This window comes from Gillisella vitis (assembly GCF_021559775.1).
Taxonomy (GTDB): Bacteria; Pseudomonadota; Alphaproteobacteria; order Rhizobiales; family Rhizobiaceae; genus Allorhizobium; species Allorhizobium ampelinum.
Genome location: NZ_CP056047.1, coordinates 713616 through 737716 on the forward strand (window position 1 = coordinate 713616; position 24101 = coordinate 737716).

Here is a 24101-nt window from a genome sequence, read left to right on the forward strand (position 1 = left end):
GAACGAAGAGGCGCAGATCATGGCATTCGGGACGGGACAAAGCATGGAAACCGGTAAAACAGGCTGTGCATCGGGCAATGCGGGCACTAATGTCGCACGCATGAAAATACTTGTGATCGAAGACGATCTTGAAGCCGCCGCTTACATGACCAAGGCCTTCCGCGAGGCGGGGATCATGGCCGACCACGCCAGCGATGGCGAGGCGGGCCTGTTCATGGGTTGCGAAAATACCTATGATGTGATGATCATCGACCGGATGCTGCCGCGCCGCGATGGCTTGTCGGTGATATCAGAATTGCGCAAGCGCAGTATCAATACGCCGGTGCTGATCCTGTCGGCGCTTGGCCAGGTGGATGACCGGGTGACCGGCCTTCGCGCTGGTGGCGACGATTACCTGCCCAAGCCCTATGCTTTTTCCGAGCTTCTGGCCCGGGTCGAAGTGCTGGGGCGACGCAAGGGGACGCCGGAACAGGACATGATTTACCGGGTCGGTGATCTGGAGCTGGACCGCCTGTCCCACGAAGTGCGCCGGGCGGGCAAGGAAATCCTGCTCCAGCCCCGCGAATTCCGCCTGCTGGAATATCTGATGAAGAATGCCGGGCAGGTGGTGACACGCACCATGCTACTGGAACATGTCTGGGACTATCATTTCGATCCGCAGACCAATGTCATCGACGTGCATGTGTCGCGGCTGCGCTCCAAGATCGAAAAGGATTTCGACCGGCCGCTGCTGAAGACGGTGCGCGGTGCCGGCTATATGATCAAAGACGAAAGCTGACGAACCCTGATGTCGCGTGCCGGATTTCTGTTCAAGTCTACCGCCGTCAGGCTTTCGGCGCTTTACATCATTCTTTTCGCGCTTTGCGCCGCTCTTCTGGTGATCTATGTCACGGCGCTTTCGGAACGGCTGCTCAATCAGCAGACGCGAGAGAGCCTGCAACAGGAAGTGACCGAAATCGAGCGCGCTTATGAAAAAGGTGGCGTCGAAAATCTGCTGCGGCTGATGGAACGGCGCATGCGCCAGCCCGGTGCCAATCTCTATGTCATTGCCGGGCCAAATGGCGAGTTTCTGGCGGGCAATGTCAGCTCCGTCGAGCCGGGCGTGCTGGATCGCGAGGGCTGGACGAATTTTCCCTTCGCTTATAACCGCTATGCCGAAACAGGGCCTGCCCGCCCGCATCTGGCGATTGCCAATGTGCTGGCGCTGGACAATGGGCTGCGCATTCTGGTCGGGCGGGATCTGGGTGAGCCGACCAAATTCCGCATTCTGGTGCGCAAGGCGCTGATGGTGGCGCTGGCGATCATGGGGGCAGGGGCTTTGGTGATCTGGTTTGCCATTGGCCGCAATGCCCTAAAGCGCATCGATCGGGTCTCTGCCGCCAGCAAGAAGATCATGGCGGGCGATCTTGGCCAGCGTCTGCCGGTCTCCGGTTCCGGCGATGAATTCGACCGGCTGTCGCGCTCACTGAACGACATGCTGGAGCGGATTGAAAAGCTCAATGAGGGCCTTCGCCAAGTCTCCGACAATATAGCGCATGATCTGAAGACGCCGCTGACCCGGCTGCGCAACAAGGCCGCCGATGCGCTGGCCGAGGATGATGACCTGCTGCGCCGTCAGGCGCTGGAAGGGATTATCGGCGAATCGGATCAGTTGATCCGCACGTTCAACGCGCTGTTGATGATTTCTCGCGTTGAGGCAGGCTCGATTGCCGCCGAGCTTTCCGATCTTGATGCCTCCGGCATTGCCGCTGATACCGCCGAGCTTTACGAGCCGGTGGCCGAGGAGGCGGGCTATGTGCTGGCAAGCGCTATTGTCCCCGGCATCACTGTGCGGGGCAATCGCGAACTGATCGGCCAGGCGATTTTCAACCTGCTCGACAATGCCATCAAATATGCGGGTGAAGGCGGCAGCGAAATCCGCGTCGAACTGGTGAAGGCAGCGAACGGCGAGGCCCGACTCAGCGTCTGCGACCATGGCCCCGGCATCGCGGCGGAGCGCCGGGAAGATGTCGTCAAGCGTTTCGTGCGGCTGGATGAAAGCCGCAGCAAACCCGGCACCGGTCTTGGCCTGTCGCTGGTCGAGGCGGTGATGGCACTGCATGGCGGCAGACTGGAGTTGAGCGATACCGATACCGCCAATTCCGAGTGTCCCGGACTGACGGCCACCATGGTCTTTCCGCGTGTAACCGCATAAACTTCTCCCAACCCGCTATGGCCGCTTTGCAAAAGGCAGGACCGACATAAACAGGCGGGATGGAGGATGTGCATGCCCAAGGACCAGCCCGTTTCGCCGGAAACCGTGTTTCTGCGCGATGTCGCCGAAGATGTCGTCAAACCGCTGAACAAGGTCGAGACCAAGGCTATCCTTGCTGTGCTGAAGGAGCTTGGCAGGGACACGCCTGAGATCGCAGCCTTGCTTTCGGATGAGACGCCGCTCAAATCCTTCATTATCGCTGCCTTGGCGCTGTCTCCCTATCTGCGTGAGACGGCGGCGCTGCGTCCTGATTTGCTTGTGCGCGCGCTGCATGCCCCTTTGGAGGAGAGCCTGAATGGGTTGGTGGAGCACGCGCGCCATGCCTGGCGACCGGAGCAGGGAGGAGTGCCGCCAACGGAGGCCATGGTGATGAGCCGGTTGCGCCAGGCCAAGCGGGGCCTGTCCTTCCTGTTGGCGCTGGCCGATCTGGGCCGATTGTTTCATCCCCGCCAGACGACGCTATGGCTGTCGCGAATGGCGGATGCGGCAATCGCCTGCGCCATCGACCATCTTCTGCTGGCGGGCCATGAGGCGGGCAAGTTGCAGCTTGCCGACCGCGACGCGCCATCGAAACACAGCGGCCTGATCGTGCTGGGCATGGGCAAGCTTGGCGCGTTTGAGCTGAACTATTCGTCGGACATTGATCTCGTGGTGTTTTTCGAGCCGGATGCGGCAATCCTGGTTGCGCCCGACGAGGCAACCGAAACCTATGGCCGGATGATGCGCCGGTTGATCCGCATTCTGCAGGAGCGCACCGGTGATGGCTATGTGTTCCGCACCGATTTGAGGCTGAGGCCCGATCCGGGGGCCACACCGCTTGCCATGCCGGTTGAGGCAGCGCTGATTTATTATGAGGGACGTGGGCAAAACTGGGAGCGGGCCGCCTTTATCAAGGCCCGGGCGCTGGCAGGGGATCTTGTCGCAGGTCAGGCCTTTCTCAAGGAATTGGCACCTTTCGTGTTTCGAAAATATCTCGATTATGCGGCGATTGCCGATATTCACTCGATCAAGCGGCAGATCCATAGCCACCGGGGCCACGGTGCGATTGCGGTCAAGGGCCACAATATCAAGCTTGGGCGCGGCGGCATTCGCGAGATCGAGTTCTTCGCCCAGACACAGCAATTGATCGCTGGTGGACGGATGCCGGATCTGCGGGTGCGCGGCACCGAGGCAGCGCTGGCCGCGCTGGAGCAGGCCCGCTGGATCGATGCGACTACCCGCGATGAGTTGACGGAGGCCTATTGGTTTTTGCGCGATGTCGAGCATCGCATTCAGATGGTGCATGACGAGCAGAGCCATACGCTGCCGACCACCGAGGCCGAGTTGAAGCGCATCGCGCTGATGTGCGGTTTCGACACACCGGCGGGCTTTTCGCAGGCCCTGGAAAAACGGCTGCGGCTGGTGGAGCGGCGTTACGGTCAGTTGTTTGAACAGGAAGATGATCTTTCTGTCGGCGGCAATCTGGTGTTTACCGGTCAGAAGGATGATCCCGATACGCTGAAGACCCTGGAAAAGCTCGGTTTTCAGCGACCTGAAGACATTTCGCGAGTGATCCGCACCTGGCATTACGGACGCTACCGGGCCACGCAGTCGGTGGAGGCGCGTGAACGGTTGACGGAACTGACCCCGCGTCTCCTTAAGGCATTTGGCGAAAGCCGTCGCGCCGATGAGGCGCTGTTGCGGTTCGATGCGTTTCTGTCGGGCCTTCCCGCCGGTATCCAGCTGTTTTCGCTGCTTGGCAACAACCCGGCACTACTGGAACTGATCGTTACCATCATGGCCGCCGCGCCCCGGCTTGCAGCCACCATTGCCAGCCGGCCGCATGTTTTTGATGGCATGCTCGATCCTGGTCTGATGGCCGATCTGCCGACGCGCGATTATCTCGCCATGCGGCTCAAGGCCTTTATTGGCGGTGTTTCGAACCACGAGGAATTGCTGGACCGCCTGCGGATCTTTGCTGCCGAACAGCGTTTCCTGATCGGCATTCGCCTGATGACTGGGGCGATTTCCGGGACGGTGGCAGGTCATGCCTTTACCGATCTCGCCGATCTGGTGATCGAGCAGGCCTTCCACGCAGTGTGCCGCGAAATGGAACGGGTCCATGGCCGGATCAAAGGTGGCCAACTGGCACTGGTGGGCATGGGCAAGCTCGGCTCGGGTGAGCTGACGGCAGGCTCTGACGTCGATCTGATCGTGCTTTATGAGTATGACGAGGATGCAGGAGACAGTGGCAGGGAGGGCGATGGCGTAAAGCCACTCGATCCCGTGCGCTATTATACCCGCCTGACCCAGCGGTTGATTGCCGCGTTATCCGCGCCGACCGCCGAAGGTGTGCTCTATGAAGTGGATATGCGGCTGCGTCCTTCCGGCAATAAGGGGCCAGTGGCAACGCGGCTTCGAGCGTTCGAGCGCTATCAGCGTGAGGAGGCCTGGACCTGGGAGCATATGGCACTGACCCGCGCCCGGCTGATCACCGGCGATGGCCCACTGGTTGCAAGGGCTGAAACCATCATTGCCGATGTTCTGGCACTGAAACGCGACCGCGCCGCCATTGCTGCCGATGTCAGCGAGATGCGCGGCATGATCGATAGCGAAAAACCGCCGAAGGACGGATGGGACTTGAAGCTCATGCCGGGCGGATTGGTGGATCTGGAATTTCTCGCCCAATATCTGGCCCTGGTGGCTCCGAACCTTGGATTGAAGACACAGGACGGGCCGGGATTTTCGCAGGCGGATATCACCACCGCCCAGCGTTTGAAGCAGGGTGGTGAGCGGGCGATGGATGCGGGTGATCTCGATCTCTGCGTTGCAGCCCTCACGCTCTACACGGAACTGTCGCAGGCAATCAGGGCCTGTGTCGAGGGAGGATTCAGGCCGCAGGATGCGCCAGCGGGCCTGATCGATGTCGTCCTGCGGGTTGCCGATTGCCCGGACCTGAAAGTACTGGAGGCCGAGTTGAAACGACTGTCCAAGGCGGTTCGGCGGATTTTTCAGACGGTTGTCAGCACCCGGCCCTGAGCGGCGGATTTGCGGCAGGGGGGAAGTGGTGAGGGGCTATCCGGCACGTTGATCGAAACGACCGTCCCCTTGCCCTCGCGTGAGCGAATCCGCAGGCTGCCGCCATGCAGCATGATCAGCGAGCGGGAAATCGCCAGACCCAGGCCCGATCCGCCCTTGCTCTTGGCATATTGGCTCTGCACCTGCTCGAAGGGCTGGCCGATCTTGCTGATGGCCTGTTTTGGAATGCCGATGCCGGTATCCGACACCAGAAGCCGCACGGCACCATCGATCTTGTGGGCGCGCACGGAAATCCGTCCGCCTTCATTGGTGAATTTCACTGCGTTCGACAGGATGTTGAGCAGGATTTGCTTCAGGGCGCGCCGGTCGGCGGTCATGGCCAGGCCCGACGCGATGCGTTGCTCAATGGCGATATTCTTGTCCTTGGCGGAAATCGTCGTCAGCCGCAGGGTCTCATCAATCAGCGAGGCGAAATCGACATTTTCGCATCTCAGCAGCATATGGCCTGCCTCAATCTTCGACATGTCGAGAATGTCGTTGATGACGTTGAGAAGGTGCTTGCCGCTATCGTGGATATCGCGCGCATATTCGCCGTATTTCGGCGAGCCGATCGGCCCGAACATGCCGGTGGAGAGGATTTCGGAAAAGCCGAGGATGGCGTTGAGCGGCGTGCGCAACTCATGCGACATATTGGCGAGGAACTCCGACTTGGCCTTGTTGGCCGCTTCGGCGCGTTGCTTTTCGGCCAGATATTTCTCGTTGGCTTCCGACAGTTCCGCCTTTTGCCGTTCCAGCTTTTTCTGCGACGAAGACAGGTCGCCAATGGTCGCCATCAGCCGGCGCTCTTGCTCGCGCAGCCGCTCCTGATGGCGCTTCAGCAGAGTAATATCGGTACCAACCGAGACCAGGCCACCATCGCGGGTGCGCCGCTCGTTGATTTGCAGCCAACGCTCGTCGGCCAGTTGCAATTCGGTAGTCCGCGAGCTTCCCTTGGCTGAGGGATCGGCAATGCGCCGTTGAATGATGGGTCGGGCAGCCGCCGCATCGACCACGGCGCGCTCGACGCCTGGCACCAGCACGCTATCGGGCAGGCCGTAGACATGCTGGAAATGGGCATTGCACATCACCAGCCGGTCGTTTTTGTCCCAGAGCACGAAGGCTTCCGAGGTGCATTCGATGGCATCGGCCAGCCGCTGGTCGGCCTCGGCATAGCGCTGTGCCAGCCGGTGCTGCTCCGTCACGTCCATCGCGATGCCGATCACATGCGGGCTGCCGGAACTGGTGCGGATCACCTGGGCGCGGGCGCGCAGCCAGACATAATGGCCATTGGCGTGTCGCATGCGAAACACCTGGTCGATATGGCGGTCGCCATCCCGGCCAATGGTGCGGGCCAGCGCATAAAGATTGCCGTCATCGGGGTGCATCAGCCGGGCAGCGTCGGCAAAGCCGAGCGGTTCGTTGGACGGCGGTAGGCCGAGAATGTCAAACATCGAGCGCGACCAGACCAGTTTTCGGCTGGCGAGATCGAAATCCCACAATCCGCAGCGACCACGCGACAAAGCGGTTTCGACCCGGCGGTTGGAATCGACAAACACGTCAGAGGTTTCCCGCGCCCGTTTTGCCTGGGCGAAATAGGCATAGAGAATGCCCATCAGGATCAGCGAGATGGCGGAAAACAGTGTGACGTTGAGAGCGAGTTCCGCCCGCCAGTAATCGGCGGCGGATTTCAGCGAATGGGCGGCCAATACCAGGGCGCCGTCCGTGCCGGTTGGTGTCAGCACGGCGATATGGCGAAAGCCGTTGATGTCGGTCTCTACCGCGCCCGTCTGGTCTCCGAAATTGCGGAGCACCGCGACTTGCGGAAACAGCGCCATGATCTGCATGCCGACAAAACTGCTGCCATTGCCGGAACTGGCGACCACCCTGCCTTCAGGATCGAGCAAGAGAACGAAGCTTTCGTCATCAAGAAGATTGGGTGGCAAGAAGCGCTTGATCAGTGCTTCGGCCTTATCCCTGCCAAGTTCTGCCGGAAGCTCGGGGCCGGATGATAAGGCGGCCGCCGCCGCAGAGGCCATCATCGCGGTGGAGTGGCGGATGGCGCTTTCCATTCGCGCATATTCCGAGACAAGCCCCATGCCGCGCGCCATGGCTATGACGATCAGAAAAGCAACCACCAGAATAGGAATGACTTGGCGAAGGGCCGCATCAGTATTGGAAATCGAAAGGCTTCGGACGACGTATGCAACGCCTCCGTGGTTCTTGACCGCATCCAGAAATGACAGATATCCGGGAAATTCCGGTCGCAACCGATCATCGGCTGCGGTCGCCCGCTGCACGTTTGCCATTGTCCCTGCCTTGATCCCTCGTCCTGATTCGGCGCGCCGCTCGCTCCAAATCTAACCTAATGAATCATCAGGGATTCTTCCTGTCCAGTCGAAAAAACTAACCGCTTGTTAACCTCTTGCGAAGAATCAGCTTTTCATGATCGCGTGACTGTTGCAGCCGCACATATCAGGCCTCGAATCAGGCCTGCGCTGCCAGCACATGAGCATTCACTCCAGGCTTGCGCAGAAAAAAGGGGCGGACGCATGTGCGACCGCCCCTTTGGGAAGACCAAAAACGGGAGGCATTCAGCCTTTCAGCATCCGCTCAACAATATCTCGGACATCGTTGGACAGGCCGTTTGAGCTTTCGATAAGGGCAAGGGCCGCCCTGGCCTTGGCTGCACGAACGGGCTCAAGCTTTTGCCAGGTGCGCATCGAGGTCAGCAGGCGGGCGGCAAGCTGCGGATTGCGCTTGTCGATGGCCAGAATTTCCTCGGCAAGAAAGTCATAGGCCTTGCCATCGGCGCGGTGGAAGCCGGTCGGGTTGGAAAAGGCAAAGCTGCCGATCAGCGCGCGAACGCGGTTCGGATTGCTGGCGTTGAACAGCGGATTTTGCATGAGCGCTTCAATCCGTTCCAGCGCACCGTGTCCCGGAATGGTGGCCTGGATGGAAAACCACTTGTCCAGTACCAATGCGTTCTGGGCAAACCGGGTCTGGAAATTGGCCAGTGCAGCCTGCGCCTCTTCCGTATCGCCGAAGTGATAGGCGAGAACGCCGAGCGCATGCGACAGGTCGGTCATATTGTCGGCTTTGCCATAGGCCTCGGCGGCCTTGGCCGGCTCGCCTTTAGCCTGAACGAGATAGCCAAGCGCGGCATTTTTCAGCGCTCTTTTGCCTGCGGCAGTAGCATCCGGACTGTAGGGGGTCTCAGTCGCCATGTTATCGTAGAGGCGGGCAAATAGATCCGCGCCCTCAATGGCGATATCAGCCAGCACCGCCTGGCGTGCCTGATGGATGGCGTCCGGGTCGATGTCGCTGCCCAGTTCTCGGGCGATATCGGCTTCGCTCGGTAGCGCCAGCGCCTGCGCGCGGAAGGCAGGCTCAAGCGCATCGTTGGCGATGATGGCAAGCAGGCTTTGTTTCAGGGCATCGCTTGCCGCGATGGATGCTTTATCGGTTGCGCTCTTGTCTGTGCCGCTCTTGGTGGAGAGTTGGCGCGCGTTGTCGCATAGAACCGGCAAGGCGAGGTCGGTCAGCGCCTGCCAGCGGGAGAACAGGTCGCTATCGTGGCGGGCGATCAGCGCCAGATCCGCACTTGCCTGGCTGAAATGCAGGATGACGGGTGCCGAAAAGCCCCGGTTGAGCGACAGGACAGGACGTTCCTTCACGCCTGAAAATTGGAATACCTGCCGACGTTCGGTCAGATGCAGCACGTCGCCGCTGATTTCACCACCGTCCACGGTTGCTGTATCGAGTGGTGTGCCATCTGCCGCCAGAAGCCCAAAGCGCAGCGGAATATGCATCGGCTGCTTGTTTGGCTGGCCGGGTGTCGGCGGGATCACTTGTTCCAACTCGACAGTAAACAGGCTCGTGCCAGCATCGTAGTCGCAGGATACCGTCACATTCGGCGTACCGGCCTGATTATACCAGAGAGAGAACTGGGTAAGGTCGCGCCCGGAGACCTCCGCAAAACAGGCAACGAAATCCTCGACCGTTGCCGCATCGCCGTCATGACGCTCGAAGTAGAGATCCATCCCAGCCTTGAACAGGTCCGGCCCGAGGATGGTGGCGATCATCCCGGTGACTTCAGAGCCTTTTTCATAGACGGTGGTTGTGTAGAAGTTATTGATTTCCTTGTAGGTATTCGGGCGTACCGGATGCGCGAGCGGTCCGGAATCCTCCACAAACTGTTCGGCGCGCAAATGCCGGACTTCGGCGATGCGCTTGACGGCGCGTGAGCGCTGATCGGCGGAAAACTGGTGATCGCGATAGACTGTCAGCCCTTCCTTCAGGCAGAGTTGGAACCAGTCGCGGCAAGTGATGCGGTTGCCGGTCCAGTTATGGAAATATTCGTGGGCAATGATCGCCTCGATATTGGCATAGTCGGCATCGGTGGCGGTTTGCGGGTCGGCCAGCACATATTTATCGTTGAAGACATTCAGGCCCTTGTTTTCCATGGCCCCCATGTTGAAATCCGACACGGCGACGATCATGAAAATATCCAGATCGTATTCGCGCCCGAATACATCCTCATCCCATTTCATCGAGCGCTTCAGCGCATCCATGGCATAGGCGGCGCATGGTTCCTTACCGTGCTCCACATAGATTTTCAACGCTACCTCGCGGCCCGACACCGTGGTGAACGTGTCCTCGATCAGGCCGAGATCGCCTGCCACCAGTGCAAACAGGTAGCTGGGCTTGGGATGGGGATCAAACCATGCGGCAAAATGCTTGCCCTCGCCATAGCCCGCGCCACCCAGGAAATTACCATTCGACAACAGCAGCGGATTGGCTTGCTTGTCAGCGATGATATTGACGGTATAGACCGACAGCACGTCCGGTCGATCCGGGAAATAGGTGATGCGGCGGAAGCCCTCGGCCTCGCACTGGGTGCAATAGATGCCGTTCGAGCGGTAAAGCCCCATCAACTGGGTATTAGCCTCAGGATTGATCAGCGTGGTAATGGTGATCTCAAAGGGTTCGGCAGCAGGAAGGTCGCGGATCGTTAATGAGCGCGCGGTGGCGCTGTAGCGCTCCGGCTCCAGTTCGATCTGGTCGAACAGCACGCTGGAGAGAACCAGATCATCGCCGTCCAGCACCAGCGGTGCGGCGACATCGGCACCTTCACGACGATGGAAGATCAGGCGGGCCTCGACCTTTGTGTCTGTTGGATCAAGCTCGAAAGTCAGGTCCACTCGCTCCAGGACAAACTCGGTCGGGCGATAATCCGCCAGGCTGACAACCTGGCCCGTTTCTGTACGCATCAATATATCCTGATCGTCCTATTGCAAATCGACTATACGCAAGCGTTTCGATGGAACGGGCCAGCGCAATTCATGGGTATGATGACATCAATTTCTGAACGATTGCTAAAATCCGATCTATTATTGTCTATTCTTGATGGCACCAGATCATTTCCCTGTCTCACGAAAACAAAAAAATGAGCTATCTCATTGTTTTCAAAGATTTCCGTTTGCCAAAGCCGCATTGTACTTTTGTTGGAAATGCTCGAGAAATATCCTGGGCCGCGGTCTGGCTTTGGGTGTGCCGGCAGGTCTCAGCTGGAACCACCGGGGTATTGCCCTGGGTCACAGACCGATATCAAGCTTTGCGCGAATATCCTTATCCGCCTCGGTTTGTTGAATAATCACGCCGTACCAACCAAGACCGTCATAGTCTTCGTAACCAAGAGTTTTGGCAAAGGCGATGATGTTTCCGCTGTCATCATAGTAACTGCCTTTTTGGTTTGCTTGGCTATTGTGCAGCGGGAAATGGGTGTAGATCCGGCTCGGATGGGAGCTGGCAATCACCCTCATCGAACCATCGAGCAGCATGACCTGGGTCTTGTCGACGAGATGCGGCGGCAGATTGGCTTCTTTTTCGACAATGGCTTGACCCTGGGCCTGCCAGTCGAAATAGACGCCAAGCATTCCCAGCAGTTCGCCGTCCGAACGGCCTCCCGCCCGAATGCCGGTTGCATAGACCAGCGTGTCTCGGTTGTCATGCAGAGGGCTTTTTTTGACCTCGTCAACGATATAGTCGTCGCCGCTTTTCGTTTGACCGGCTGCCTTGACCCATGTTTCCTGGGCAAAATTCTTGTTTTGAAGATTGTTTCGGTAGCGCGGATTGGCAGAGGCGACGACACGGCCACTGGCATCCGTCATCACGAGGTCGAGATAGACCGTGTAGAACCGATTGATGACGCCCAGCCTTTCCGAGGCATGGTTGAAGTTTTCGATGTTTGGATTTTGCAACGCCGACCACAGGGCGGTGTCTGTCGCCCACCAACGGACATCGGCGGTGCGTTCGAACAGATTGCGGACGATGAACTGCACCAGCGTCAGGCAGAGATCGGTCAGCCGCACACCTTCCATTTCTTGAACCAAACCATCGGCCATGGCCCTGCCAAGCTTTATGCGGCTCAGGACATTGTCCTCGAACTGTTTGGCGATGTCGGCTGCACTTTGAGCCAGGCGCTGAACTTCATTGGCCACGACCGCGAAGCCTTTGCCCGTGTCACCGGCGCGCGCGGCTTCAATCAGGGCATTGATCGCCAGCAGGCGGATCTGCTTGACCACCAATGTATTGTTCATGCTGAATGTTTCGAGATCACCGCCAATGCTTTCGGTGATCAGCCGCATGGAGCGAGGCGTTGCGTTCACGACCCGGTTCTGGCGGAGGGGTGCTGGCGAATTTGACATGGCGATAAATCCTGAAGCCAGGGGCGCGATGACCCAAAGTGGGAAGAAAAATAATATATTGCTTTGCAACAAAGTAACGCATGACTTGGTTAAGTAAGAATAAATTAAAATCTATTGTTTTTGGGTGCGATTTGTTGTCGAGGATAGATTAATGATTTTTGTCGATTTGAGTTAAGTGTATGATTTATAAAACATAATTTTGTAATTTTTTATTCATGGTTGCGACAGTATTCTTGGTTGTCCAACAACAGTGCGCTTCGCATGTTTGCGAGGCGGTAATGTTCGTGAATGCTGACCTTGTTCTTGCGCGGTTGGTCCGAATCGGCAATGGTCGAGTTATCTGACGTGCTGGCTGATACCCCATGGCCGGTCGTCTCCCTGATGTCATGGCCCGCATATCAGCCGGCCTTGTGAGTCCAGCGTCATGAACAGTGAAGTATCGGCGGGTCCGATCAGAGGCCCGATCAGAGGCATTGTGTTCAAGGTCGCTTCTGTTACGGTCTTTGTTGCCATGCAGACAGCGATTAAACTGGCAGGTGATGACGTGCCCGCAGGACAGATCACTTTCTATCGCTCCGCCTTCGCGCTAATCCCCATCCTGGCCTATCTTGCCTACCTGGGACAGATCAGGACCGGCTTGAGGACGGCTAATGTGTTCGGGCATGTGAAGCGCGGGCTGATTGGCATCGCCGCCATGGCCTGCGGCTTTTACGGCCTCGTGCATCTGCCGATGCCGGATGCTATTGCCATCGGTTATGCCATGCCGCTGATCGCCGTGGTGTTTGCTGCGGTTTTCCTGGGCGAGACCGTCAGGCTCTATCGCTGGTCGGCGGTTGCCATCGGCCTTGTCGGTGTGGTGATTATTTCCTGGCCGAAGCTGACCCTGTTGCAGGACGGGTTTTATGGTTCCGAGGTTGGCATGGGGACGCTTGCCGTGCTCGCCTCCGCTACGCTTGGAGCCGCAGCGATGTTGCAGGTCCGCCAACTCGTTCGTGAAGAAAAAACGGCCACGATCGTGTTGTATTTCTCGATCATTGCGGCGCTGATATCGCTTGTCAGTCTGCCATTCGGCTGGAACGATCTTTCTGCCCGCCAGCTAGGTCTCCTGGCCTTTGCGGGGATCTGCGGCGGCCTCGCCCAGATTTTGCTGACGGAAAGCTACCGCCATGCCGATATTTCGACAATCGCGCCGTTCGAATACAGTTCCATCCTGTTTGGATCGTTGATCGGCTATCTGCTGTTTGACGACCTTCCGAGCATTCACACCCTGGTTGGCACGCTGATCGTGGCGGGTGCGGGAATTTTCATCATCCTGCGCGAGCATCAATTGGGGCTGGAGCGCCGTGCGGCACGCAAAGCATCCACGCCTGGCGCCTGAGTCGCATTGGGTTAGAGATCGGTGATCTTGCTGGAGACGGCTTCCGTGCCCTGGAGCGGGATGGAGGAGGCCTGAAACTCGGTCTTGCCGGGCTGGTCAGGGACGGCGCTGCGCTGCCGCATCCGCCATGCTGCATAGCCTGCGTAGAGAAGAAAGCTGATGGCGAGGCTAAATAGCAGTCCGTTGGGACCGACGCCCTGCATGATTGCGCCTGTCACCAGCGGACCGGTGACGGTGCCGAAGCCGTAGAGAATCATGATGGCACTGGAAATCGTCACATATTCATCGGGGTCGGCCATATCATTGGCATGAGCGACATTGAGTGAATAGACCGGATAAAGCACGGTGCCGACAAAGAAGCCGCAGATATAGAGTGCCAATGGTGAAATTCCGCCCAGCACGATCATCACGGCGCAGCAAAACACCCCGAACAAGCCAGCGCCGACCATAACGCGGCGGCGGTCCATGCGATCGGACAGTCGCCCGAGCGGCATCTGCGCAATGGCGCCTCCGGCCAGCACGGCTGCCAGAAAGGTAGCGCCTTCCGCTGTCGAAAGACCGACCCGCTGGCTGTAAACCGCGCCGAGACTGCTCCAGGTTCCCGATAGAGCGCCTGACAGCAGTGAACCGACAAACGCAATGGGCGAGCGGATATAGAGCTTCTTCAGGTCGAACCGTGCCTGGGCCAGAGGTGCGGGCGATTGGGCGGTGGAGAGAGCGGTGGGAAACAGGGCTGCGGAAAAAATCAGCCCGCAGACGACGAACAGTGTCACCTGGCTTGGATCGCCAAGCGGCACGATATACTGACCGCCAATCGAGCCAACCAGGCAGGAAATCATATAGATGGAAAACAATCCGCCACGGTTTTCATTGTTGCTGCGCTCATTCAGCCAGCTTTCGATGATCAGGTAGCTGCCGGCAATGGCAAAGCCAGCAATGCCTCGGAACAAGGTCCAGGCCCGCCAGTCGACAACGATGGCGCAGAGTAGGACAGACATGGTCAGGAGAGTGATCAGGGCGGAAAAAACCCGGACATGTCCCACCTTCTGCACCAGGCGAGGCGTGACGACGCAGGATGTGGTAAAGCCAAATGTATAACCGGTAGCAATGATTGAAATGGTGAATGTTGACCATCCCTCGGCAATCGCCCGGATTGGCAGCATGTAATTCATCAACCCGAATCCAGCCATCATCAGCAGGGTTGAGAGCATGAGGGCGCCGATGGAGGCGAGACTGGCAATCATGGCATGGTCCGAACAGGAATGGGGCTGCGACTGGGAAGCGACTCTAACTGGGACCCACTTACGGCGAAGATTATGCCGCAGATATGACAGGCAACAGCATGTTTTATAGAACAAGGCATCGAAGACGCTGACGCATCCTCGCCTTGTATGAATTTTGAATCCCTCAAACGCACCGAAGGCTTAAGATACGCAAAAGTGGAATACGAAGAGCCATTTTCAGTGGTTTTCCGTGTTACGCGTCGTGGAAAGGTCCTTGCTCGGAACGCTGGGATACGTGCGATAGGGAGCCATAAAGGACGCTGTAGTGAAAAGATGCTCCAAAGTCGACTGTGACATGGTATAATATCGCCTCTCTACGACGGACACGCGCCGTTTGGATGAGGATGACGTAGCTTGGATAATGTTGGTTTTGTAAAAATGACACTATTTCAAATGGCATGACCGTATCAATCATTTTTAGGTTAAGCATCTCCTTGTATTCCTGGCAATTGTGATGGGTCTCACAAGAATTGATTGGTAATAGGGCGGGTTTTGTTGTTATGATCAATAAAAAATTAATGATGTAGGTGGCGATGGCTCGCTGGGTGTAGGCTTTTGCTGCTTTCCTTATTCATGTATTGCTGAACTTGGGATTGTCCATGGCGCTTTCTGTTGCAACGCTTGCATCCTCCTGGCGCTTCGCCGAGGCGATAGCTGTCATGGCGGCACAGTTCGGCGATCAGTTCGATGAGACGCCACGATTGGCGCGTGCGCTTGTTTCGCACCAGCGCTGGATGATGACCCAAGCCGCCTTTGCGCTCTATGCGGATCACCTGGCGGGACGCAGTAGCGGTCCTGGAATGACGGCCAGCGGCTTGGTGGACTGGATTTGCCAGACCGAAATTGCCAGCCGCAATACGGTTCTGACCTATGTCGATCAATTGCTATCCTATCGCTTCATCCGCCTTCACCCCGCCAGCGCCAAGCGCCCGCGCAGTTTTGAGGCAAGCGAGGCCAGCATTGACGCCATGCAGCGATGGCTTGGCGTTAATCTCGCCGTGCTCGATCATGTCGATGGTGGTGAGCGATTGCAGCACTTTCGGCAGCGTCCAGAATTGCTTTTCCTGGTTCAGCCGGAATTTGCGCGCCTGTGCCTTGATGATCGGCAATGGCGTGAGCCAGGTGAGCGTATCGGTCTGTTTCTTTGGACGGAAAGTGGTGCCTTGGTGATGGATAGGTTCATATCCCTCACACCCAATGCAATCCTTGAGGATGATTTCTACGATTTGGGGACAATTGACATCCCGGCCATGGCAGAACGTTTCGTGATGTCACGCACCCATCTGCAAAGAGCCTTGAGAAAGGCCGAACAGCACGGTTGCATTCGCCGTAACGGATCGGGCCGGGCCAGCCACATCTGGCTGGCGGCAGACTTCTATCAGGAATATCGCGATTGGCTGGCGCGCAAATCAGCTATTCTCGATGCGGTCTTTGAAAAAGAGGTGATGCTGGCCGCAGGAGTGGAACAAGCACATCCGCAAAACGAACCTATTGCGGTAGCGCGTTCGGTATCACGCAGAGGATGCTGAACGAGACGCCGCAACCAAGGATGTTTCAGTCAAAATCCATTCCAGATGAAAACCGCCGTCCCGCTTTCAAGCGGGATCATTTTAAAATGGAATGGCTGCTTGCAGCACGGTGTCACCCCCGTCGGTGCGGGCGGAACGGCTGAAATCGCGCGATGCGCTGACCGCCGCGTGGATCTGTTGAATAGCCCGCATCGGGCGGATTGCGAGGCGTCTGGCCTTTGTCCCGTCGAAACTGTGGGTCATCGAATGTCTCTTTCCAATCGTATCCAGGCCGTAGAGGCCAATTGTTCGCAGGCGACATAGCCCATGCGGTAATAGCTATGCAGGCCCTTAAGCGAACGGATTTGCCCGCGCACCGTTTCGAACTTGCTATGGATTGGCCGTGTAATGCGTTTCCGGTTCATCGTCCTGGTTCCTGTAAAGGGTCCTCCCAAGACTGTGCGGTTATTGCCGACCATTCATGTCCGACAAACACCTGCAACAGTGAATATATTGCACTGCAATATCGAAAATTCAATGGCTCTAAAATGATGACTGCCATGCGGTTTGCGCATGGGTTCGTTGAGAAAGCGAACAACCCGCAATCGTCGCAAGCTGCGTGTCAAGCCAATCGCTGCCGGAAGGCGAGAAGATCTCGCCAGGCTAGAGCCTTGGTGGCCGGGGCTTGCAGCAATTCCTGCGGATGAAAAGTTGCCATGGCCGCAACGCCGTGACCGCCTGCGGCCACGTCACGCCACTCTCCGCGCATCGAATGGATTGTCGCCGTTCCACCGAAGAAGAACCGGGCGGTGAAATTGCCGAGCAGGAGAACGGCTTTCGGTTCAGCCAGTGCGATTTGTCTCTCTATGAAGGGTCGGCAGATGGCGGCTTCAGCCGGGGTCGGCATGCGGTCACCAGGGCCGCGCCAGGGAATGGCGGTGGTCAATAGCAGCGCGTCGCGACGAAGGCCAATGGCGGCAAGCATCCGGTCGAGAAGCGCGCCAGTCCGGCCGGAAAAGGCCAGACCTTCGCGATCGTCATCGGCTGACGGAATGGGGCCGATCACCATGATGCCTGCCTCAGCGGGGCCTTCTGCAAAGATGGTGGAGCGGGCACTGGTCCTCAGATTGCAGCTGGAAAATCCTTCCAGAGCCGCTTTCAACTCAGCCAGCGAACGAGCGCTCTCGGCGGCAAACCGGGCGTCGTTGATTGCCGTTTCATCGGGAATGGCAAGCGGTGTCGATGCAGCAGGCCGAGGCGCAGGGCGGTCGCGGTTGAGTGTAGGGCCATTCTGCGAACCGACAGGGGCGGTCGCAGTCCGCTGATCTGAGGTCCGTTGGTCCCGGGCCTGAACTGGGGCCTGTTGTGGCGCACCCCTGGTCCGCGCCTGCCGTTCTGCTGCAAATTGTGCGATTCGATCAACAGGCGCATCTTCCACAAGCCAATCGACCCCGGCTTCGGCGTGAAAAGCCAGAAGGGCGGCAAGTTCGGCGGCAGTCATGTCCTGAGCGGCAATCATTGGTCTGTTCTAGACAAGCAATTGGCAGAAAGGAACAGAAAACCGTATTTTCTCCCGGTTATGCGGTCCAAAGAGCAATATCGTCGCGATCGCCAATCAGCGCCAGTCCGTGGGCAATCGATACCATTTCGCCGCCGCTCTCGATGCTGTCCTGGCTGAAGCGCTCAGTGAAGATACGTCGCACTGCCGGAACGAAGGATGTGCCGCCGGTCAGAAACACCTTGTCCACGGCGCCTGCCTCGGTGTTTGTCCGTGTGAGAACATCATCGAGTGCCGATTCGATGCGTGTGAGATCGTCGGCAATCCAGCTCTCGAAATCCTGGCGCTTGACGGTCTTGCGGCCAGCCGCGCCAAGTGGCGAGAAGTTGAACTCCGCTTCATCCGCCGCAGACAGTGCCATTTTCGTGGAGGATACCGCCTGGTAGAGCGGATAGCCTTCGTCATGCTCGACCAGATCGATAAACAGCTCCAGTTTGTCGGGGGCGAGGCTCTGACGTACCAATTGTTTCAGATCGGCGAATTCCTTTGAGGACTTGAACACCGACAGCTGGTTCCAGCGCGAGAAGCTGGTGTAATAATTGCTTGGAATATCCAGGATCTTGTCGAAACTCTTGAACTGGCTGCCCTTGCCGATTTCCGGTGCGACCAGATGCTCGATGATCCGCGCATCGAACTGGTCACCGGCCAATCCAACGCCGGAATAGCCGACTGGCACTGCCGACAATACGCCTGCCTTGCGCTCGAACCGGATCAGCGAATAGTCGGTGGTGCCGCCGCCGAAGTCGGCGACCAGCACGGTGGCATCTGTCGTCAGGTGCTGGGCGAAATAGAAGGCCGCGGCCACCGGCTCATAGACATAATGGATTTCCGGAAAGCCGAGCCGGGTCAGCGCTTCGTTGTAGCGGCGCATGGCAAGCTCGGGATCGGGGGAGGCGCCGGCGAAATGCACGGGCCGGCCCGCGACGATGCGGCTGGCATTCGCAGGCCAGCCATTGCCAGCATAGGCTTCCAGCCGTTTCAGGAACACTTCCATCAGGTCTTCGAACTGAAACCGTCGCGCATGGACCAACGTACCCTGAAACAGTGCCGAGGCGGCAAAGGTCTTGATCGATTGCAGGAAACGGCAATCGCCGGGATTGTCGATGAACTGGCGAATGGCGGCTTGCCCGGCCTCCACCTTCAGGGCGCGTGCGCCAAGCTGGGCATCCTTCATGAAGGACAGCGCCGTGCGCATGCTGTCGGTGGTTCCGGCCATGGAGGTGAACTGCACCGAATGGGTGGTGGTCTCGTCGATGCTCTGTGCCAGGACCGTGTTGGTCGTGCCGAAATCAAGCCCAAGCGCGTTTGCCATGGCTGCTGCTCCCTGATGCCTGTCTATTGGCGTGAATGATTGGACGGTTGCGGGCGCGCCTCTGCCTGAGAGGGGCTTTGCTTAACGAGCGGGCCTGATGACACAGGCTGGGGCAGGATGCAAGGATCGATTTCCAGAAAGAGCCGCTGCCAGCGCGTCTACGGCTTGACAGATGAAAGCGCCGCGTTCGGTCAAACGCGGCGCTTTGAAGCGGCAATTATGAACTGCGCGAGGTTATCGCAAAATCCGGCCCGACCCCCAGGTCAGGACAAGGCCGAACAGGGCCAGCAAGCCCCCCCAGATGATCCAGGGGCTTTGGTTGATCATGAAACTGGATTGTGGGTAGGGGAAAATCCCGGCACCCTGCGCCATCCACAGAATGCCCATGGCGATGGCCAGCAAGCCGACAATTGTTAAAGCCCAACGCACGACAATCATTTGACTTGCTCCCGCTATTCAGCCGCCATGGCTGGTTTGGATGGCCCATCTTCGCTGTTTGCCGCGTGGTGACCCTTGTCGCGGCGAACGAGCCGGGTCAGGAATTTGCCGAACCGGTCCATTTCCACGAAGATGACAGGTGTGATGAACAGTGTGAGCAATTGTGAGACGATCAGGCCGCCGACAACGGCGATGCCAAGTGGCTGGCGGAGTTCGGAACTGGCGCCATGGCCAAGCGCAATGGGCAGTGCTCCGAGAAGTGCGCAGAAAGTGGTCATCATGATCGGCCTGAAACGCCGCACACAGGCCTCGTGAATGGCCTTTGCCGGTGTCTCGCCATGCTCGCGGATCAATTCCACCGCCACGTCGATCATCATGATCGCATTTTTCTTGACGATGCCGATCAGCATCAGCAGGCCGATCAGTGCGATGACCGACATGTCGAAATTCAGCAGTTTCAAGGCCAGAAGCGCCCCGAAAGCCGCCGCTGGCAGGCCGGAGAGAATGGTGAGCGGATGAATGAAGCTCTCATACAACACGCCCAGCACCACATAGATCGTCAGCACGGCAGCCAGGATCAGCAGGCCGGTATTGCTTTGCGACTGCTGGAAAATCGCCGCCGTACCGCCATAGGAGGTGAAGACGTCATTGGGCACGCCAATCTCGGTCTTGATCTGATCGATCCGGGCGGTAGCGTCGCTCAGCGATATGCCGTCGGGCAGGTTGAACGACACCGTGGTCGAGACCAGCTGGCCGGTCTGGTTGACAGTGACAGGCGCGTTATGACGCTTGACGGTGGCGAAGTTTGACAGCGGCACCAGCGTTCCCGTGGAAGAAGACCGCACCAGGATATCGCGCAGGAACTCGTCGTCCCATGGTTTGTTCCTGTCGAACTCGACGATGACATCGTAGCTGTCGCCGGTCGACTGGATCTGGGCAGCATTATAGCCGCTGAACGCCATTTCCAGGGTCTTGCGAAGCTGGTCGTTGGTAATGCCGAAAGCGGCGGCCTTGCCGTTGTCGATGTTGATATCGGCAGCAATGGCATTGTTCTGCGCATCGCTGGTCACATCGGTAAACAACGGGTCCTGGCGCATAGCGGCCTGGATCTTCGATGACCATTCATCGGTTGCTGTCGTGCTCAGTGCCTGGACGACGAGCTGATACTGGCTGGCGGTGCTGCGGCCGCCGAAACGCAGATTCTGCTGTGGGGTGATATAGCTACGGATACCGGCGATCTTGGACAGCTTCTGTCGCATCTCGTTGAGGGTTTGAGCGAGAGGCGGACGGTCGTCCTTCGGTTTCAGCTGGACGAAGATCGTGCCGTTGTTGAGCGGGCTGCGGCTTGAGCCACCGACGATGGAGGTGACATGATCGACAGCCGGATTGGTCTTTAATTCGTCGGCGACCTTTTGCTGAAGATCGCGCATGGCCGCATAGGAAATATCCTCACGGGCCTGCGTGCTGACCGTCAGCCGGCCAATATCTTCCTGTGGGAAGAAGCTGGATGGCAGCGTGTGGAACAGCCAGCCTGAGCCTGCGATGGAGGCCACAAAGACCATCATCACCACAAAACGGTGGTTGAGACACCAGCGCACAGACTTGTCATAGCCGCTCTGCGTCTTGGCAAAACCGGCGTCGAACCAGCGCACGATCAGCGGTGGGCGGCTGCTGTGGGAGGAAATGCGGGCTGCCAGCATTGGCGTGACCGTCAGGGACACCAGGGCGGAAGACAGAATGGCCATGGTGACGACCATGCCGAACTCATTGAACAAGCGTCCGACAACACCACCCATCAAAAGAATAGGAATGAATACCGCGACCAGTGAGATCGACATGGAAATAATCGTGTAGCTGACCTCGCCGGCGCCTTTAAGGGCGGCCTGAAGCGGCGGCATGCCTTCTTCGACATGGCGCAGGATATTTTCCAGCATGACGATGGCGTCATCCACCACCAGACCCACCGCCAGCGTCAGGCCGAGCAGTGAGATATTGTCAATACTGTAGCCAAGCACGTACATGCCGCCAAAGGTGGCAATCAGCGAAAGTGGCACGGCAAGACCGGGAATAAGGGTCGCGGTCAGATGGCCGGTGAACAGATAGATGACCAGGATGACAAGGGCGATGGTGAGGAACAACGTGAACTGAACGTCATGGATCGCCTCGCGGATCGAGTTCGACGAATCGTTCATCACATTGATCTTCAACGAAGGCGGCAGCTGCTTTTGCAGGGCAGGCAGCTTTGCCATGATCTCGTCGACCACCTCGACGGTATTGGCGTCCGGCTGTCGCTGAATGGCGAGGATGATCGCCTGTTTGCCATCGAACCAACTGCCCGCGTCGAGATTGTCGACACTGTCGCGCACATTGGCGACATCGGAAAGGTGGATTGGGGCGCCATTGCTGGTGGAGATCACCAGTGACTTGAATTCCTCGGCATTGGTGCGCTGAGTATTGGCATTGATGGTTAGCGACTGATTTGCCATCTGCAAGGTGCCGATTGGCACCTGGCTATTGGCATCGGCAATCGCCGAGGTCAGCGTGTCGACGCCAAGCCCGCGCGCTTGCAGCTTGGCGGGATCGACACCGATCCGCACCGCGTAGGTCTGCGAACCATAGATACTGACCTGCGCCACGCCGTTCAGTGTCGACAGCAGCGGGGAAATGATATTTTCGGCAATCGAATCCACCTGACTACGCGGCATTTCATCGCTGTTGATGGCCAGGAGCAGTACCGGCGAGTCGGCTGGATTGGTCTTGCGATAGCTCGGATCCGACGTCATGTTGCTGGGCAACTGACGGCTGGCGCGGGAAATTGCCGCCTGAACGTCAGCGGCGGCGGCATCGATATCACGGTTCAGATCGAACTGGAGAACGACGGAGGAATTGCCCAGCGAGTTGGTCGCGCTGATTTCGCTGATCCCAGGGATGGTCTCGAACTGCTTGATCAGCGGGGTGGAAACCGACGTCGCCATGGTTTCCGGCGATGCGCCTGACAGGGTCGCCGTCACGTTGATGGTGGGAAAATCCACCTTGGGCAGAGCGGCCACCGGCAAAAGCCGATAACCGGCCAATCCGGCCAGGACCAGGCCGATGGCAAGCAGAATGGTGGCAACAGGCCGATTGATGCAAAATGCAGGGATCATCGGGTGATATCCTTCGGCTCGTTTTCAGCCACTTTCTGGCTGGCAAACTGTTCCAGAACAGTCTGGCCGTCGGCAAGCTGCACCTGGCCTTCGACCACGACGTGATCGCCTTCCTTGAGACCCGAGGCAATCGCCGTCATATCGCCATTAGCGCGCAGGACGGAAACCTTGGTTGCCTTGACCTTGCTGTCGCTGTTGACCGTATAGACGAAGAAGCCTTCGGCGCCGGGGCGAACCGCGACAGTTGGCACGATAATGTTGCGGTCTTCGGTCTGGAAGCGAACAGTAACATTGGCGCTCTGTCCGGGCCAAAGAATGCCCTTGTCGTTTTGAAACTCTGCCTTGACGAGAATAGTCCCCGAGGAGGTGTCCACGCTATTGTCGAAGAAGGACAGCTTGCCTTGAACCGGCACGCCGCCGGTCGAGGCTGGATCGACATCGACCACAACATCCTTGCCGGCAAACGCCTGATGCAATTGCGGCAGGTAGCGTTCCGCCATCTGGAACTTCACATAGATCGGGTTGTAACGGGTGATGCTGACGATGGCGGTTCCGGCGCTGACATAGGCGCCGATGCTAAGCTGGATACTTCCGAGCCGGCCATCGAAGGGTGCCCGGATTTTCATATGCTCCAGGTCGACCATATCGGAGGCCAGTGTGGCCTTATCGGCGTCAACCTTGGCGGCGGCCGAATCCCGCGAGGCCTTTGCCTGTTCGTAGGCCTGCTGTGATTGCGCATTCTGCTTGAGCAAGCTTTCCGCGCGCGTCAAGGCAGCCTCGTATTCGGCCAGGCTGGCCTGATCGGAAACGATATTGGCCTGGTCCTTGTCCACTGTCGCCTTTGCGATCCGGTCATCCAGCCGGGCAATCAGATCTCCGGCCTTTACTTCCTGTCCGTCCTTGGCGATCACGTCCTGAAGCAGACCGCTCTTGAGGGCCGCCAGTGTCGTGGTATCCTCGGCTTCGGCCCAGCCAGTCGCCGTGGCATCCATTGGCAGATTGCCCATGCTGACCGCAACGGTCTTGACCGATGCTGGCCCGCCATTGCGCCGGCCACCACTCTTTCCGTTCCCCTGGCCGCTCCCTTGGCCAGCCGGTTTGCCGGCTTCCTGTCCTGCTGGCTGCCCATTGGCTTGGGCCGTCGCCTGTTCGGCACCCGGTTTGTGGCCCGCCGTCTGGCTGGCTTGGCTCAGAAACGGAACCTTGTCGAGATAAGGAATTTGGTCGCGATAGATCCACCCGCCGACGGCAAGGATTGCGATGATGCTGGAGGCGGTCCAGAATTTTTTCATGTGTCAGGGCCTGATAAAGCTTGAGCTGGTCGTTCATCCTATCATTATTGAATTAATGCACCGCGAAAATAACAGTGAAGCACACTATCGATCAACTCGCGGTGAGTTATCCTTAAATTCTTGTAATAAACTCGTATTTAGTGACAGTAACATGCGTTCGTCACTAAA

The 24101-nt window shown here is 58.1% G+C and carries 16 protein-coding genes; 5 read left to right on the forward strand and 11 right to left on the reverse strand.

What is annotated here, in order from left to right; translation table 11 throughout:
- Positions 1 to 43: 43 nt before the first annotated feature.
- From AVCG78_RS03270 to AVCG78_RS03280, 3 genes are all read left to right on the forward strand, one after another.
- Positions 44 to 778, forward strand: a complete 735-nt coding sequence (locus AVCG78_RS03270; protein WP_085946615.1) for a response regulator transcription factor — start codon at positions 44 to 46, stop codon at positions 776 to 778.
- A gap of 9 nt (positions 779 to 787) precedes the next feature.
- Positions 788 to 2194 (forward strand): sensor histidine kinase, encoded by a 1407-nt coding sequence (locus AVCG78_RS03275; protein ID WP_071204560.1) that lies wholly within the window; start codon positions 788 to 790, stop codon positions 2192 to 2194.
- Between the two features lie 66 nt (positions 2195 to 2260).
- Positions 2261 to 5272, forward strand: coding sequence for a bifunctional [glutamine synthetase] adenylyltransferase/[glutamine synthetase]-adenylyl-L-tyrosine phosphorylase (locus AVCG78_RS03280; protein WP_409065470.1), 3012 nt, complete (start codon positions 2261 to 2263; stop codon positions 5270 to 5272).
- Here AVCG78_RS03280 and AVCG78_RS03285 read toward each other — a convergent pair.
- The 3 genes from AVCG78_RS03285 to AVCG78_RS03295 form a co-directional block, all read right to left on the reverse strand.
- On the reverse strand, positions 5245 to 7617 hold the full coding sequence (locus tag AVCG78_RS03285; RefSeq protein WP_071585332.1) for a PAS domain-containing sensor histidine kinase: 2373 nt from the start codon (positions 7615 to 7617) through the stop codon (positions 5245 to 5247). The genes AVCG78_RS03280 and AVCG78_RS03285 overlap by 28 nt on opposite strands.
- Before the next feature lie 285 nt (positions 7618 to 7902).
- Positions 7903 to 10581: an aminopeptidase N gene (gene pepN, locus AVCG78_RS03290; RefSeq protein WP_071585331.1), complete on the reverse strand. Its 2679-nt coding sequence runs from the start codon at positions 10579 to 10581 to the stop codon at positions 7903 to 7905.
- 324 nt (positions 10582 to 10905) lie between these two features.
- Complete coding sequence (locus AVCG78_RS03295; protein ID WP_015915406.1) at positions 10906 to 12018, reverse strand: methyl-accepting chemotaxis protein; 1113 nt, start codon at positions 12016 to 12018, stop codon at positions 10906 to 10908.
- Between the two features lie 424 nt (positions 12019 to 12442).
- Between AVCG78_RS03295 and AVCG78_RS03300 the strand changes: the two genes are divergently transcribed.
- The gene (locus AVCG78_RS03300; protein WP_071204761.1) at positions 12443 to 13396 is read left to right on the forward strand and encodes a DMT family transporter; all 954 of its coding nucleotides are present in this window, start codon (positions 12443 to 12445) and stop codon (positions 13394 to 13396) included.
- 11 nt (positions 13397 to 13407) lie between these two features.
- Here AVCG78_RS03300 and AVCG78_RS03305 read toward each other — a convergent pair whose 3' ends face one another.
- Complete coding sequence (locus tag AVCG78_RS03305; protein ID WP_015915408.1) at positions 13408 to 14640, reverse strand: MFS transporter; 1233 nt, start codon at positions 14638 to 14640, stop codon at positions 13408 to 13410.
- Between the two features lie 638 nt (positions 14641 to 15278).
- Here AVCG78_RS03305 and AVCG78_RS03310 point away from each other — a divergent pair.
- A complete protein-coding gene (locus AVCG78_RS03310) occupies positions 15279 to 16208 on the forward strand; it encodes a hypothetical protein (protein WP_071204760.1) in 930 nt (309 codons plus the stop codon).
- Positions 16209 to 16289: 81 nt separating this feature from the next.
- Here the strand turns inward: AVCG78_RS03310 and AVCG78_RS03315 are convergent, their stop codons facing one another.
- The 7 genes from AVCG78_RS03315 to AVCG78_RS03345 form a co-directional block, all read right to left on the reverse strand.
- Positions 16290 to 16451 (reverse strand): hypothetical protein, encoded by a 162-nt coding sequence (locus tag AVCG78_RS03315; RefSeq protein WP_156582633.1) that lies wholly within the window; start codon positions 16449 to 16451, stop codon positions 16290 to 16292.
- Entirely contained in the window at positions 16448 to 16612 is a 165-nt protein-coding gene (locus AVCG78_RS03320; RefSeq protein WP_156535192.1) for a hypothetical protein, read from the reverse strand. Before AVCG78_RS03320 ends, AVCG78_RS03315 begins: the two co-directional genes overlap by 4 nt.
- Before the next feature lie 197 nt (positions 16613 to 16809).
- The gene (locus AVCG78_RS03325) at positions 16810 to 17706 is read right to left on the reverse strand and encodes a uracil-DNA glycosylase (protein WP_071204759.1); all 897 of its coding nucleotides are present in this window, start codon (positions 17704 to 17706) and stop codon (positions 16810 to 16812) included.
- Between the two features lie 58 nt (positions 17707 to 17764).
- Positions 17765 to 19057 (reverse strand): Hsp70 family protein, encoded by a 1293-nt coding sequence (locus AVCG78_RS03330; RefSeq protein ID WP_071204758.1) that lies wholly within the window; start codon positions 19055 to 19057, stop codon positions 17765 to 17767.
- A 234-nt stretch (positions 19058 to 19291) separates the two neighbouring features.
- A complete protein-coding gene (locus AVCG78_RS03335; RefSeq protein ID WP_015915412.1) occupies positions 19292 to 19495 on the reverse strand; it encodes a hypothetical protein in 204 nt (67 codons plus the stop codon).
- Positions 19496 to 19509: 14 nt separating this feature from the next.
- Positions 19510 to 22641, reverse strand: a complete 3132-nt coding sequence (locus AVCG78_RS03340) for an efflux RND transporter permease subunit (RefSeq protein ID WP_015915413.1) — start codon at positions 22639 to 22641, stop codon at positions 19510 to 19512.
- Positions 22638 to 23933 (reverse strand): efflux RND transporter periplasmic adaptor subunit, encoded by a 1296-nt coding sequence (locus AVCG78_RS03345; protein ID WP_071585329.1) that lies wholly within the window; start codon positions 23931 to 23933, stop codon positions 22638 to 22640. The genes AVCG78_RS03340 and AVCG78_RS03345 overlap by 4 nt, the downstream gene beginning before the upstream one ends.
- Between the last annotated feature and the right edge of the window lie 168 nt (positions 23934 to 24101).

What these genes read in the sequence shown, in the direction of transcription:
- AVCG78_RS03340 (WP_015915413.1), bottom strand. Translation starts at nt 22,641, where the DNA reads ATGATCCCTGCATTTTGCATCAATCGGCCTGTTGCCACCATTCTGCTT.
- AVCG78_RS03270 (WP_085946615.1), top strand. Translation starts at nt 44, where the DNA reads ATGGAAACCGGTAAAACAGGCTGTGCATCGGGCAATGCGGGCACTAAT.
- AVCG78_RS03275 (WP_071204560.1), top strand. Translation starts at nt 788, where the DNA reads ATGTCGCGTGCCGGATTTCTGTTCAAGTCTACCGCCGTCAGGCTTTCG.
- AVCG78_RS03315 (WP_156582633.1), bottom strand. Translation starts at nt 16,451, where the DNA reads ATGACCCACAGTTTCGACGGGACAAAGGCCAGACGCCTCGCAATCCGC.
- AVCG78_RS03325 (WP_071204759.1), bottom strand. Translation starts at nt 17,706, where the DNA reads ATGATTGCCGCTCAGGACATGACTGCCGCCGAACTTGCCGCCCTTCTG.
- AVCG78_RS03305 (WP_015915408.1), bottom strand. Translation starts at nt 14,640, where the DNA reads ATGATTGCCAGTCTCGCCTCCATCGGCGCCCTCATGCTCTCAACCCTG.
- pepN (WP_071585331.1), bottom strand. Translation starts at nt 10,581, where the DNA reads ATGCGTACAGAAACGGGCCAGGTTGTCAGCCTGGCGGATTATCGCCCG.
- AVCG78_RS03330 (WP_071204758.1), bottom strand. Translation starts at nt 19,057, where the DNA reads ATGGCAAACGCGCTTGGGCTTGATTTCGGCACGACCAACACGGTCCTG.
- AVCG78_RS03345 (WP_071585329.1), bottom strand. Translation starts at nt 23,933, where the DNA reads ATGAAAAAATTCTGGACCGCCTCCAGCATCATCGCAATCCTTGCCGTC.
- AVCG78_RS03280 (WP_409065470.1), top strand. Translation starts at nt 2,261, where the DNA reads ATGTGCATGCCCAAGGACCAGCCCGTTTCGCCGGAAACCGTGTTTCTG.
- AVCG78_RS03300 (WP_071204761.1), top strand. Translation starts at nt 12,443, where the DNA reads ATGAACAGTGAAGTATCGGCGGGTCCGATCAGAGGCCCGATCAGAGGC.
- AVCG78_RS03285 (WP_071585332.1), bottom strand. Translation starts at nt 7,617, where the DNA reads ATGGCAAACGTGCAGCGGGCGACCGCAGCCGATGATCGGTTGCGACCG.
- AVCG78_RS03295 (WP_015915406.1), bottom strand. Translation starts at nt 12,018, where the DNA reads ATGTCAAATTCGCCAGCACCCCTCCGCCAGAACCGGGTCGTGAACGCA.
- AVCG78_RS03320 (WP_156535192.1), bottom strand. Translation starts at nt 16,612, where the DNA reads ATGAACCGGAAACGCATTACACGGCCAATCCATAGCAAGTTCGAAACG.
- AVCG78_RS03310 (WP_071204760.1), top strand. Translation starts at nt 15,279, where the DNA reads ATGGCGCTTTCTGTTGCAACGCTTGCATCCTCCTGGCGCTTCGCCGAG.
- AVCG78_RS03335 (WP_015915412.1), bottom strand. Translation starts at nt 19,495, where the DNA reads ATGATTGTCGTGCGTTGGGCTTTAACAATTGTCGGCTTGCTGGCCATC.